The following is a 12,811-nucleotide window of genomic DNA, read 5'->3' on the forward strand; positions in this document are numbered from 1 at the left end:
TATCGGCCTACTGGACTTTTAAGGTCTGGGGTATGCCGACACTTGATGACATCCGCCAGGCCGCCCGGGAGCTCGAGGGGCGGATTCACCGGACGCCGATTGTGACCTCCTCGGCGCTGGACGAGCGCTTTGGCGGCGAGCTGGTGCTCAAGGCCGAGCTGTTTCAGAAGACCGGGAGCTTCAAGGTCCGCGGGCTGCTGACCAAGCTGCTCCGGCTCAGCGCCGCCGAGCGGGAGCGTGGCGTGATCACGGTCTCGGCCGGGAACGCTGCCGGTGCGCTCGCGTGGGCCGCGCGGGACGCCGGCGTACCGGCAACCGTCGTGATGGCGAAGACAGCTGTCCAGGCGAAGGTCGACGCGGCCCGCGGGTACGGCGCGACCGTCGAGCTCGTCGAGGGTGACCTGATGGCGCAGTACGAGCGGATCAAGGACGAGCGGCAGCTCACCGGCGTCCATCCGTTCGACGACGAGGACGTGATCACCGGACACGGGAGCCTGGGGCTGGAACTGCTGGGGGACCGGCCCGACCTAGGCACCGTCCTGGTGCCGGTGGGCGGCGGCGGGCTGATCTCGGGCGTCGCGACGGCACTCAAGCTGGTGAAGCCGGAGATCCGCGTGATCGGGATCGAGCCTCAGCAGGCCGACGTGGTCAGCCGCAGCCTCGAAGCCGGCGAGCCGCAGAAGCTCGCCACCGCCCGGTCGATCGCCGACGGTCTTGCCGCTCCCGTCTGCGGCACCCGCAACTTCCCGCTCATCCAGCAGTACGTCGACCAGGTCGTCCGCGTCAGCGAGGAAGCTCTCCTCGAGGCCACCCGCCTCGTCATGTCACGCACCAAGCTCGCCCTCGAACCCGCAGCGGCCGCACCGTTCGCGGCGCTGCTGGAAGGCAGCATCCGGCTCGACGGGGTGACCGCCGCGGTGGTCAGCGGCGGCAACCTCGACGTCTCGAAGCTGATGCTCTAGGCGGGATCCAGGGCGGTCGTGAGCCTCGTCCGGGCCCGCGACGGTACGCCGTCACTCGGATCGTCGACCAGGTCGCCCCGGCGTACCGGATCCTTCTCCGGCAGCAGGATGTCGCGGGCGACCACCAGCATCAGCCACAGCGTGCCGGCCATCCGCAGGATCACGGCGAACCAGTAGATCCGGTCCGGGACTTGCGGATCCCCGGGCGCCAGGAACTGGGCCAGATGCATCCAGACCAGCATCCAGTAGAAGCACTCGCAGGCCTGCCAGATCAGCCAGTCCCGAAGCCGCGGCCGGGCCAGCGCAACCAGCGGCAGCAGCCACAGCACGTACTGCGGCGAGTAGACCTTGTTGATCAGCAGGAACGCGGCGACGACCAGGAACGCCAACTGCGCGAACCGGGGCGGTCGTGGCGCCATCAACCCGAGGATCGCGATCGACAGGCACAGGCCGGCGAAGATCACGATGTTCAGCTGGTTGACGTCCGCGACCTCGTGGTTGGCGAGCTTGAGCACGTACCAGATCGAGCCGTAGTCGCTCTCGCGCTGATCGTTGAACTGCCAGAACGACAGCCATTCGTTCTTGGCCAGCAGGTAGATCGGCGCGTTCACCAGGCCCCACGCGACACCGGCCGCGATGACGGCCTGGAACCACGGCCACAACTTGCGGCCGCGGATACAGACGATCAGCAACGGCCCGAGCAGCAGGAACGGATAGAACTTCGCCGCCGTCCCGAGCCCGAGCAAGATACCGAACCAGACCGGTTTTCCACGCGACCACGCGAACATCGCGCCGGCCGTCAGCGCGACGGCGAACAAGTCCCAGTTGATCGTCGACGTCAGAGCGAGCACGGGCGCCGCAGCGACGTACAGGGCGTCCAGCGGCTGTCCTCGCGCCGCGCCGGGACGGGTTTCGGCCCCGCGAGCCGTGGCGACGGTGAAGCCGACCAGGAGCAGCGCGCAGATGAACAGCATCACCAGGTTGACCACGAAGAACACGCCGGCCGTGTCGCGCTTCTGCTCGGCGGTGATGTCCTTCTTCGGGTCGCCGGTGAACAGCCAGGTGATCCGGGCCGCGACCTCCATGAACCCGCCGGTCAGCACCGGGTACTCGAGCACGGGATAGTTGCCGGTGTCGAGGAACGGCCGGTTGCCCTCGGCGAAACCGCGCTCCTGGTACAGGAACCCGATGTCGGAGTAGCACAGCGCCTTGAACGGCCGCCAGCTCTGCCGGTCCCAGCCCGCCTCCATACACGGCGCCTTCTGCAGGACGCCGAGCCCGAAGGTGATCGTGCACACCGCGAGCGCGATCCGCAGCGGCGTCCACCACGAAGATCCGAGCCGGGCGAACCGCCCGGACGGCCCACCGAGCCCAACGGTCAGGCCGGCGACAGCCGGATCAGTCTCCGACGGCGCCTGCGCTCGCTCGCGTTGTGGTCCGGTCACGGTGGGCATCATCTCCTATCGGCTCACCTTGCGACCACCAGAGGTTACCCACCCGTCCCCAGCGACCTGCACAGGTGTCCCCGCGCGCCGTCGGGCGGCCTGGCCTACTGGGTCATGAAGTCGCGGAGAACCTTCACGCCCTCGTCGCCCGGCGGCAGCCAGACGGTGCCTTCGACGGCGTCGGCGATCACGCGGTCGGTGACGAAGACCGTCCCGTTGTAGGCCCGCATCCGGCGCCGTACGTCCTGACGGTCGACCCGGCCGTAGACCACGACGGCGTGCTTGATCCGGGCCGCGGTGAGCACCGGCAGATCGGCGATCAGCTCTTCGCTGCCCAGAACCGACTGCCAGTCCTCCATCAGGACATGCGTCACGCTGTCCAGGTCCGGCAGGGCCAACGGACGCCGAAGGATCTCCGCACCGTCGATCTCCTCGAACCACGCCTTCGCTGCCTTGGACCCCATCGGCCCCAGAACCAGCCGCGGTACGACGTCCTCCTGGGCAGGCGGTACACCGACCAGCTCGGCGTACAGGTCGCGGAGGTGACCGGCCTGGGCCTCCCACGACATCTCGGCCCGCACTCCCGGGTCCGCGGCGCGCTCGCGGTACGGCTCCGGGTCCTGCAGGACGGTCTTCACCGCGGTGGCCAGCGCCTGCGGGTTCTCCGCCTGGAAGACCTCGCCGATCCCGGTCTTGCCGACGAACTCCTCGAGCGTCGGCATGTCGCTGGTCACCACCGGCAGGCCGGCGAAGGTGTACTCGAAGACCTTGTTCGGCAGGGCCATCTCGTGGCTCGGGTACCGCAGGATCGGGATCAGGCCGACATCCGCGGTCCGGAGGAAGTGGATCACGTCGTTCGGCGCGACCGGGTCGAGGTAGTGCACCCGGTCCTCGATCTGCAGCGACTTGCCGAGCGCCCGCAGCTCGTCGACGGGTCGCGTCCGCGCGTGCGGCACGCAGACGACCGCCAGGTGGACCCCGGGCAGGAGCGGCAGAGCCTCCATCGCGGTCTCGACGCCACGGGCCCGGGTGACCCCGCCGCTGTAGACCAGCAGCGGCACGTCGTCAGCGAGACCGATCGTCGCGCGGATGTCGGTGATCCCGCTGTCGCGCTCGCACAGCTCCGGGCTGTTGATCACCACGGTCGGCTCGCGGTCCAGCTTGTGCCGCTTGTGCAGCGTCCGGGCGATCGCCGGGCTGACCGTGACCACGCGGTCGAAGCTCCGGATGTACTCCGCCTCGTGCTGCGCCCAGGCCGCGATCATCCGCGGGGTGCGGCCGCCGTACTGCGACAGGCCGGGGACGTACTCGTGGGCGTCGTACACGATCTTCAGGCTGCGGCCGCGGAGGTCCGCCCGGCCCGCGGCGCGCGATCCGACTCCGATGACGTGCATGTCATGGGCGTGCAGAGCGTCCGGACGCAGCTGGTCGATCAGGTCGGCGAAGATCGCCTCGTAGTCGTCGGCCTCGGGAATGATCGCGCGCCACCTGACCAGACCGCCGCGGGCCGGCAGCCAGGTGTCCCACCACTGCCAGAAGTTCGTCGCCATCCGGGCCTCGGTCTCGCCGAACCAGCCGCGGACCGACACGGCTGCCTGGGACAGGCCCAGCCGCCGGTGCCTGAGCGATCGGCTTGCCGCGCCCGCCACCCGGGCAGCCCGGCCGAGCTGTCCCGCCCGGAGCTTCGCCGCGGCTCGGCCGCGCTCGGCCTTCAGGTCCGCCAGGCGCGCGGCGACCCGGGCCTCCTCGGTGCCCTCGGGCCGGACGTCGAACAACCGGCGATCGCGCCGGAGCCGGCGCCTGCGGTTGCGCTCGTCCCGCAGGACGAAGTGGCCTGGGACGCGGATCATCACGACACCGGACTGAATGGTGTCGATAGCCAGCCGGCCGGAGGCGGACACTCCGAGCAAGGTGACCTGGTAGCCGGCCTTGCCGAGGGCGACGGCCTCCTTGAGGACCCTGGTGTCGTTGGTGATGTCGTTCGCGACGATCATCACGATGCGGGGGACGTGCACACACTCTCCTGGAGCCTTCGTGAGCGCAGGCGCGGAGGTGCTGGAGCTCACAGCGGTGATTGCACGGTTCAACGACGGGGACGGCCTGTCGTTAGCACCGCGGGGACTTTTCGCGCAGTCCCTAGCGTTTTTCATGATGCCAAAAAGCTTCAAGGAAGTCGCAGCGGCAGCAAAATAACGTTACCTACCTTTACATCGCCACTGTCAAGCGTTCAATTCAATCCGCTGGCTCCAAGTGTGCGAGCCAGGTGGTCAGGATGCTCTCGAGCTGAGCCTGCTGGGTCGCGCTGAGCGGCTCGAGCAGACGCTTCTCGTTGGCCATGTGAGCGGCGAACGCCTTGTCGATCAGCCGGCGTCCGGCCGGGGTCAGCCGGACCACGCGACCGCGACCGTCGTCGTCGCTGCGCCGCCGCCGGACCAGACCGGCCGCCTCGAGCCGATCGACCCGCTTGGTCACCGCGCCGGTCGTCACCATCGTGTGCAGCGCGATCTCCCCCGGCGCCCGCTCGTACGGCGAACCCGCGCGCCGCAACGCCGCGAGGACGTCGAACTCCCCCTCCGACAGTCCGTACTGCGCGTACAGCAGCGTCAGCTCGCCGGTGAGCTGATTCGCGATCCGGTGCAGCCGGCCGATCACGCCCTGCGGGCTGGTGTCGACATCCGGTCGCTCCGCCTGCCACTCCGCCTGGATCCTGGCCACGTGATCGGTCACCCGGCCACTATATCTTCCTGGGAAGATATAGTGTTTTCCGTGGAAGCTACATTTCGCTGGACCCTGGTCACCGCGATCGCACCGGTCGCGTGGGGCACGAACTACTTCGTCACCCACGAGTACCTGCCCACCGGACATCCCTTGTACGGCGCGGTGTTCCGCGCCTTGCCCGCCGGGCTCCTCCTGCTCTGCCTGGCGCGGCGTCTCCCCCGCGGTGTCTGGTGGTGGCGATCGCTGCTGCTCGGGGTTTGCAACATGGGCGCGTTCTTCGCGCTGATCTACCTCGCCTCGCAGCTGCTGCCGGTCAGCCTCGCGTCGACGATCATGTCCGCCTCGCCGCTGACGATGGCGCTCTTCGCCTGGGCACTGCTCGCCGAGCGGCCGACCATTCCGGTCCTCACCGGTGCCGCTGCCGGAATCGCCGGCGTCTGCCTCCTGCTCGGCACCGGAACGACCGCCGTCGACCTGCGTGGTGTCGCCGCGTCGGTCGCCGCCCTCACCATGTCGTCCTTCGGCTACATCCTGGCCAAGAAGTGGGGCCGCGCCGACGGCCCGATCGCGACCACCTCCTGGCAGCTGATCGCGGGCGGTCTGGTCCTGATCCCGTTCGCGGCGATCTTCGAGGGCGCACCGCCGCACCTCGACCTGGCCGCGGTCGGCGGTTTCGCGTACGTCGGGTTGGTGGCGACCGCTGTCGCCTTCACGGCCTGGTTCACGGGCCTGCGCCATCTCAGCGCGGCGACGGTCGGGCTGATCGGGCTGCTCAACCCGGTGACCGGCGTACTGCTGGGTGTTCTGGTCTCCGGCGATGTACTCACGCTCCAGCAGGTGCTGGGCCTGGGGCTGGTGCTGTTCGGGATCACGCTGAGCCGTCCACGTCGCGGATCGCGAGTTGAGGCCGGAAGGGCGGAGCCTTCTAAGGTTTATCGATGAACCTCGTGTGGCGGACGCCTGAGCTGACCCTGACCTTCGCGCTCGACGACGGCCCGGTACGGCTGACCACCGGCACCGAGCCAGGGAGCCAGCCGCTGGTCGAGGTCTCCGCACTCGGCCACGGACGCTCCCCCGGCACGAACCGCCATGTCGACACGACCCTCGGCCGTCGCCTCCGCTACGTCACCCACGAGGACTCCGGCTCCACGCTGCGGATCGTCCAGGAGGACGCCACCACCGGCCTTCGCGTGACGAGCGTCTTCGAGGCGGGAGCCGGCGTACAGGCCTGGTCCGAGGCCTCGCTCACCGGACCGGGCGAGCTCGTGCTGGACTTCCTCTCGTCCCTCGTCGTCGGCCTGGAGTCCGTCGAGGCCGACCTGTACTCCGCCGCCAACGACTGGATGGCCGAGAACCGCTGGTCGATGCAGTCGCTGCGCGCGGGCGGCGTACCGCAGATCGTCCGCGACCCGCACTACCCGGTCTCGAAAAGCCGGCACGCCGTCACCAGCACTGGCTCGTGGTCGACCGGCGAGCGATTGCCGGTCGGGGTCCTCGTCGGTACGTCGTACGCGCTGGGCTGGCAGATCGAACACAACGGGCCGTGGCATTACGAGCTCGGCGAGAACCGGAACGGCGGCTACCTCCTGCTCAGCGGCCCGACCGCGCAGGAGCACCAGTGGACGGTGCGACTGACCGCGGACGAGTCCTTCACGACGGTGCCGGTCTCGCTTGTCGCCGGAACCGATCGGGACAGCGTCTTCGCCGCACTCACTCGTCAGCGGCGTGCGGTGCGGCAGCGCCGACCGGTCGACGACCGGATGCCGGTGATCTTCAACGACTACATGAACACGTTGATGGGCGACCCAACGACCGCCAAACTGCTCCCGCTGATCGACGCGGCGGCCGAGGTCGGCGCCGACTACTTCTGCATCGACGCAGGCTGGTACGCCGAGGGCGACTGGTGGAGCACCGTCGGCGCCTGGCAACCCTCCACCACCCGCTTCCCCGGCGGGCTGGGCGAGGTGATCGACCGGATCCACGACCGTGGCATGGTCCCCGGTCTCTGGCTCGAGCCCGAGGTGATCGGTGTCGACGCGCCGATCGCCCGCGAGCTGCCCGACGACGCGTTCCTCACCCAGCAGGGCATCCGCGTCGCCGAGCACGGCCGGTACCTGCTCGATCTGCGTAGCCCGCTGGCGCGACAGCACCTCGACGACACGGTCGACCGGCTCGTCGCCGACTTCGGCATCGGCTTCTTCAAGTTCGACAACAACACGATGACCGGCCCGGGCACCGACAAGGGCGGTACGTCGCTCGGCCACGGACTGCTCGAACACCAACGGGCGCTGCTCGACTGGCTCGACGCACTGCAGGCCCGGCACCCGGAACTGCTGATCGAGAACTGCGCCTCCGGGGCGATGCGGATGGACTACGCGATGCTGTCCCGGCTGCATCTGCAGTCCACCTCGGACCAGCAGCATCCGTTGCTCTATGCCCCGATCACTGCGGCGGCGCCGGCCGCCGTACTGCCCGAGCAAGCCGGTCATTGGGCGTACCCGATCACCGGCACCACGCGCGAGGAGTTCACGCTCGCCCTGGTCAACGGCATCCCCGGCCGGCTCTACCTGTCCGGCCACCTCAACCAGATGACCGACGCCGAGCGCGAGCTGGTCAGGTCGGCGCTGGCCGCCCACCGAGAAATCCTGGGCGAGCTCGAGTCCATGGTGCCGTCCTGGCCGCTCGGCCTTCCGGCGTGGACGGACGAATGGGTCGCACTCCGCCTGACCGGGCCGGACTCGGCCTACTTGGCAGTGTGGCACCGAACGCCGGGACCCGCCGCAATCACCGTCGAACTCCCCCACGCGAAGGTCAGCCCGTTGTTCCCTGCCGACGACGACGGCTGGACCTACACCTGGAACGGCGACTCGCTCACGATCAGCACCGACGTGTCCGAGCCGTCCGCGCGCGTCGTCCGCCTGAGTTAGTGTCGAAGCGCTTCGATCTAGGGTAGAACTGTTCCACCTACTCGAAGGGGAGCAGCATGGTCACGATCGCGGACGTCGCCCGGCATGCCGGGGTCGCGGCCAGCACGGTCTCCTATGTGCTCAGCGGGAAGCGGACGATCTCGACCGATACCCGCGAGCGGGTGCAGCGCAGCGTCCAGGCGCTCGGCTACCGGCCGAACGCGAGTGCCCGCGCGCTGGCCAGCCAGCGATCGAACGTGCTCGCCCTCGTCATCCCGCTCCGCACCGGTATGCATGTCCCGGTGATGATGCAGTTCGCAGCCGCGGTCGTGACCACGGCCCGCCGGTTCGATCACGACGTACTGCTGGTGACGGCCGACGAAGGACCCGACGGGCTGGAGCGGGTCGCGCAGAGCTCGCTGGTCGACGCACTGATCGTGATGGACGTCGAGCTGCACGACGAACGCGTGCCGGTACTGCGCGAGCTGCCGATGCCGTCGGTGCTGATCGGCTACCCGGACGAGGCCGACGGGCTGACCTGCATCGACCTCGACTTCGTTGCCGCGGGCGCCCTTTGCGTCGACCACCTGGCCGACCTGGGCCACACCTCGCTCGCTCTCCTCGGTACGCCGTCGGCCGTCTACGAGCGCCAGACAGGGTTCGCCCAGCGGACGTTGACGGGCTTCGCCGAGGCGGCCGAACGACGCGGCGTCCTGGGGGTCGAGACGCCGTGTGAGCACACGTTCGACGCGATCCTGCACACGGTCGAGCAGCTGCTCGACGACCACCCGGACATCACCGGACTCGTCGTCCAGAACGAGCCGATCATCGGCCCACTCCTCGACGTACTGCGCCGGCTCGGCCGCCGGGTGCCTGAGGACATGTCGTTGATGGCGATCTGTGCGGACGACGTCGCCGAACGCCAGGTCCCGCAGCTGTCATCGGTGACGATCCCGGCCGAGCGGATCGGCGATCAGGCGGTCGAGTCGCTGATCACCAAACTCGAGGGCGGCGAGGTGCCCGGCCTGACGCTCCTTCCTCCGACGCTTACTGCCCGCGGGAGCACCGCAGCACGGCATAACCACCCGGCGGCACCGGCAACCGACCGATAACCAGCTCGCCCTCTTCGGGTACGTCGACCTCGGTGTCGCCGTGGTTGAACAGGAACGTCCAAGGCTGCCGTCGGACGATCTCCAAAGGTGACGGCTGCAGGCTGAACAGCCGCTCCGCCGTCGCATCATCGAGCTCGGTCGACACGTAGCACGCCGTACCCGCTCCGACCTGGCGGCGGGTGATCGCGGGCTTGCCGTCGAGCACTCCCCCGACGTACCGATCGACGACCTCGGCCGAGAACGCGTGCACGTCCTCACTCCACAGGCGCCCGCCGCCACCGGACTCCAGGACGACCTCGCAGTCGTCCGGCAGCGGATGGAACTCCTCGACCCGCACGCCGAGCAGCTCCGTGAACGCACCGGGATACCGAACCCGGAGGTCAGGATCGACGACGCCGCTGAAGTACCCGACGACCAGCTGTCCGCCGTTCTCCACGTACGCCGTGAGCCCGGCCGCAGCCTCGTCCGAGATCAGATAGAGCGACGGCGCGACCACCAGCCGGTAGGACGACAGATCCGCGTCCGGAGCCGTGAAGTCGACTGTCACCCCCGCTCGCCAGAAGTGCCGATGGGCGGCACGGACCGCGGCCAGGTAGTCGAGGGACGACGAAGGGAGGTGAGTGCCTTGCATCCCCCACCAGCACTCGACGTCCCAAAGGATCGCGACGTCTGCCTCAATGTTGCTCTCGGCAACCTCAGCCAGCTTTGGCAGCTCCGATCCAAGCGCTGCAACCTCACGGAACATCCGAGTGTCAGGACCTGCGTGCGGCACCATCGCCGGGTGGAACATCTCGGACCCGCCCCGTGACGCCCGCCACTGGAAGAACAGCGCGCCCTGCGAGCCGCGCGCGACATGCGACAAGCTGTGCCGCGCCATCCGCCCCGGCTCCTTCGTGTGCAGCCGGCCGCCTACGTTGATTGCGCCGGCGGCCTGCTCCATCAACAGCCAGGGCCTCCCGCCGGACCAGCCTCGCGCCAGGTCCGCAGCGAAGGCCGTCTGCTCCTCCGCGCCGACGTCCGAGCGATCAGGGTAGTTGTCGATAGCAACGATATCGACCTCGTCGGCCCACTGCGCATGGTTCACCGGAACCCAGCCGCCGAACACGAAGTTCGTGGTGATCGGCAACGCCGACAGCTTCCGCAGCTCGGTCTTCTGCTCCAGGTACGCCGCCAGCAGTTCGTCCGACCAGAATCGCCGGAAGTCGAGGTACTGCGCGGGATTGACGAGGTACTGCGTCTTCCGCGCCGGCTCGATGTCCGCCCATTCGGCGTACCCCTGACTCCAGAACGCCGTCGTCCACGCCTCGTTCAACCGCTGGAGTATGCCGTACCGCTCCTGCAACCACGCGCGGAACCGCTCAGCCGCCAACGAGCAATAACAGGTGGTCCCGTACTCGTTGTGCACGTGCCACATCGCCAGCGCCGGGTGATCGTGGTACCGCTCCGCCAGTTTGCGCGCGATCCCCCTCGCCGCCTCGCGATAGGCGGGCGCGGACGCGCAGTACGTGTCCCGGCTGCCATGCGTGAGCCGTACGCCGTCCGCCGTGACCGGCAAGGCCTCGGGATGGAGCCGGCTGAACCACGGCGGCGGTGACGCTGTCGGGGTGGCCAGGTCGACCTGGACGCCACCCGCGTGCAACAGGTCCATGACCTGGTCGAGCCAGCCGAACTCGTACTGCCCGGGGCTGGGCTCGAGCGAGGACCACGAGAACACGCCGACGGTCACCAGGTTCACCCCGGCGCGCTGCATCAGCTCGACGTCCTCTTTCCAGACGTCCGGATCCCACTGCTCGGGGTTGTAGTCGCCGCCGTACCAAAGAGTCACAGGCTCAGCCTTTCACGGCGCCGATGATGACGCCCTTGGTGAAGTGCCGCTGGACGAACGGGTACACCAGGAGCACCGGGATGATCGCGATCACCACGATCGCCATCTTGATCGCCAGACCGGGCGCCGGCTGCAGGCCGAGACCGACTCCGGACGCCACGCCACCGGCACCGGTCGGCAGCGGTTGCTGCTGCACGATGTAGGTCCGCAACACCATCTGCAGAGGCCACTTGTTGTTGTCGTTGATGTAGAGCAGCGCATTGAAGAAGGCATTCCAGTAGCCGACCGCGTAGAACAGCCCGACGACCGCGACCACGGCCTTGGACAACGGCAGCACGATCCGGCGCAGGATCGCGAACTCGCCCGCGCCGTCGATCCGCGCGCTGTCGATCAGCTCGCCCGGAATACCCATGAAGAACGAACGCATGACGATCAGGTTGAACGCCGAGATAGCGGCCGGCAGGATCAACGACGCGTAGTGATCGATCAGCCCGAGCGAGTTCACCACCAGGTAACTCGGGATGATGCCCGGCCCGAACAAGAACGTCAGCAGGACGACGAACAGCAGCGGCCGGTGGAACAACGAACCCGGTCGCGACAGCCCGTACGCCGCCAGCACGGTGATGCCGAGGCTGAACGCCGTACCGACGGCGGTGATCACCACGCTGATCAGCAACGCACGAGTGACCACGCCACCGGACAGCAGTTGCACGTACGCGGCGACCGTCAGCTCCCGCGGTACGACGACCAGCCCGCCGGCGCGGGTCACGGCCTCCGTGGTGGACAGGCTCGTCACCACCACGACGTACAGCGGGAACGCCACGGCGAGTGCGATCAGGGTCAGCACGACCGGTTTGCCCAGCCGACCGACCGCGGTCGGTTCTTCTTCCCAGACAGCTCGTGCGGTCATGAGCGCGAATACACCCCCTGCTCGCCCACCAGGTGCGCGAATCGGTTGGCGGCCAGGACGAGGACCAGGCCGACGACTCCCTTGAACAGGCCGGCCGCGGCGCCGTACCCGAAGTCGCCGACGAGCAGGCCTTGGTAGTAGACGTATGTGTCGAGGACCTCCGCCGCGCTGCCGCCGACGGCGCTGCGTTGCAGGATGAACTGCTCGAAGCCGACCGTCAGCGCGTCGCCCAGCCGGAGGATCAGCAGCAGGACGATCACCGGGCGGAGGCCGGGCAGGGTGATGTGCCAAAGACGGCGCCAGCGGTTGGCTCCGTCGGCCGCAGCGGCTTCGTAGAGGGCCGGGTTGATGGTGGACAGGGCCGCCAGGAAGACGATCATGCCCCAGCCGGCGTCCTTCCAGACCGACTGTGCGGTGACCAGCAGGATGAACGTGTCCGGTTTGGTCATCAGGTCGACCGCCTGGTGGCCGTGGTCGCGCAGGGTCTGGGCGAGCAGTCCGGCGCCGCCGATCATCTGCTGGAAGAGCGACACGACCAGCACCCAGGAGAAGAAGTGCGGCAGGTAGACGATGCCTTGGACAACGTTCCGGATCCTTGCCGACAGCACGCTGTTCAGCAGCAGCGCCAGTCCGATCGGGATCGGGAAGAAGAAGATCAGCTGCACCGCGGTGATCGACAGCGTGTTCGCCACCGCCCGCCAGAACGCCGGCTCGGAGAACATCCGGCTGAAGTTGGCGAACCCGATGAAGTCACTCCCCCGGATCCCGGCGTACGGCGAGTAGTCCTGGAAAGCAATCACATTCCCCAACGTCGGGAAATAGTGAAACACCGCGAGCAACACCACCACCGGCAAGACCATCACCAACAATGGCCAATCCCGCCGCAGCCGATGCCGGAACCTCATGCCAGTTGGCTTTTCAGACCTCACCGGA

Annotated in this window: 10 protein-coding genes; 4 read left to right on the top strand and 6 right to left on the bottom strand. The window is 68.3% G+C overall.

Annotated elements, in window-relative coordinates:
* Positions 1 to 32: 32 nt before the first annotated feature.
* A complete protein-coding gene (locus ABT313_RS38730) occupies positions 33 to 962 on the top strand; it encodes a threonine ammonia-lyase (RefSeq protein WP_350864724.1) in 930 nt (309 codons plus the stop codon).
* On the opposite strand, the gene ABT313_RS38735 is transcribed toward ABT313_RS38730, so the two are convergent.
* From ABT313_RS38735 to ABT313_RS38745, 3 genes are all read right to left on the bottom strand, one after another.
* Positions 959 to 2,416 (bottom strand): glycosyltransferase family 87 protein, encoded by a 1,458-nt coding sequence (locus ABT313_RS38735; RefSeq protein ID WP_350864973.1) that lies wholly within the window; start codon positions 2,414 to 2,416, stop codon positions 959 to 961. The genes ABT313_RS38730 and ABT313_RS38735 overlap by 4 nt on opposite strands.
* Before the next feature lie 95 nt (positions 2,417 to 2,511).
* Positions 2,512 to 4,422, bottom strand: coding sequence for a glycosyltransferase family 4 protein (locus ABT313_RS38740; RefSeq protein WP_350864727.1), 1,911 nt, complete (start codon positions 4,420 to 4,422; stop codon positions 2,512 to 2,514).
* A gap of 217 nt (positions 4,423 to 4,639) precedes the next feature.
* Complete coding sequence (locus ABT313_RS38745; RefSeq protein WP_350864730.1) at positions 4,640 to 5,134, bottom strand: MarR family winged helix-turn-helix transcriptional regulator; 495 nt, start codon at positions 5,132 to 5,134, stop codon at positions 4,640 to 4,642.
* 39 nt (positions 5,135 to 5,173) lie between these two features.
* On the opposite strand from ABT313_RS38745, the gene ABT313_RS38750 reads away from it, so the two are divergent.
* From ABT313_RS38750 to ABT313_RS38760, 3 genes are read left to right on the top strand one after another with little or no spacing between them, the layout of a single operon-like run.
* Complete coding sequence (locus tag ABT313_RS38750) at positions 5,174 to 6,067, top strand: DMT family transporter (protein ID WP_350864733.1); 894 nt, start codon at positions 5,174 to 5,176, stop codon at positions 6,065 to 6,067.
* Entirely contained in the window at positions 6,064 to 8,052 is a 1,989-nt protein-coding gene (locus ABT313_RS38755) for a glycoside hydrolase family 36 protein (protein ID WP_350864735.1), read from the top strand. The genes ABT313_RS38750 and ABT313_RS38755 overlap by 4 nt, the downstream gene beginning before the upstream one ends.
* A 56-nt stretch (positions 8,053 to 8,108) precedes the next feature.
* The gene (locus tag ABT313_RS38760) at positions 8,109 to 9,143 is read left to right on the top strand and encodes a LacI family DNA-binding transcriptional regulator (RefSeq protein ID WP_350864738.1); all 1,035 of its coding nucleotides are present in this window, start codon (positions 8,109 to 8,111) and stop codon (positions 9,141 to 9,143) included.
* Here the strand turns inward: ABT313_RS38760 and ABT313_RS38765 are convergent.
* The 3 genes from ABT313_RS38765 to ABT313_RS38775 are packed head-to-tail and all read right to left on the bottom strand — an operon-like array spanning position 9,079 to position 12,678.
* Positions 9,079 to 10,968: a beta-galactosidase gene (locus ABT313_RS38765; RefSeq protein WP_350864740.1), complete on the bottom strand. Its 1,890-nt coding sequence runs from the start codon at positions 10,966 to 10,968 to the stop codon at positions 9,079 to 9,081. The genes ABT313_RS38760 and ABT313_RS38765 overlap by 65 nt on opposite strands.
* A gap of 4 nt (positions 10,969 to 10,972) precedes the next feature.
* Positions 10,973 to 11,878 carry a carbohydrate ABC transporter permease gene (locus ABT313_RS38770; protein WP_350864743.1) on the bottom strand — a complete coding sequence of 302 codons (906 nt, stop codon included), beginning with the start codon at positions 11,876 to 11,878 and terminating at the stop codon, positions 10,973 to 10,975.
* Positions 11,875 to 12,678 carry an ABC transporter permease gene (locus ABT313_RS38775; protein WP_350864746.1) on the bottom strand — a complete coding sequence of 268 codons (804 nt, stop codon included), beginning with the start codon at positions 12,676 to 12,678 and terminating at the stop codon, positions 11,875 to 11,877. The genes ABT313_RS38770 and ABT313_RS38775 overlap by 4 nt, the downstream gene beginning before the upstream one ends.
* Positions 12,679 to 12,811: the final 133 nt, after the last annotated feature.

The sequence above is a fragment of the Kribbella sp. NPDC000426 genome, from assembly GCF_040300265.1.
GTDB lineage: Bacteria > Actinomycetota > Actinomycetes > Propionibacteriales > Kribbellaceae > Kribbella.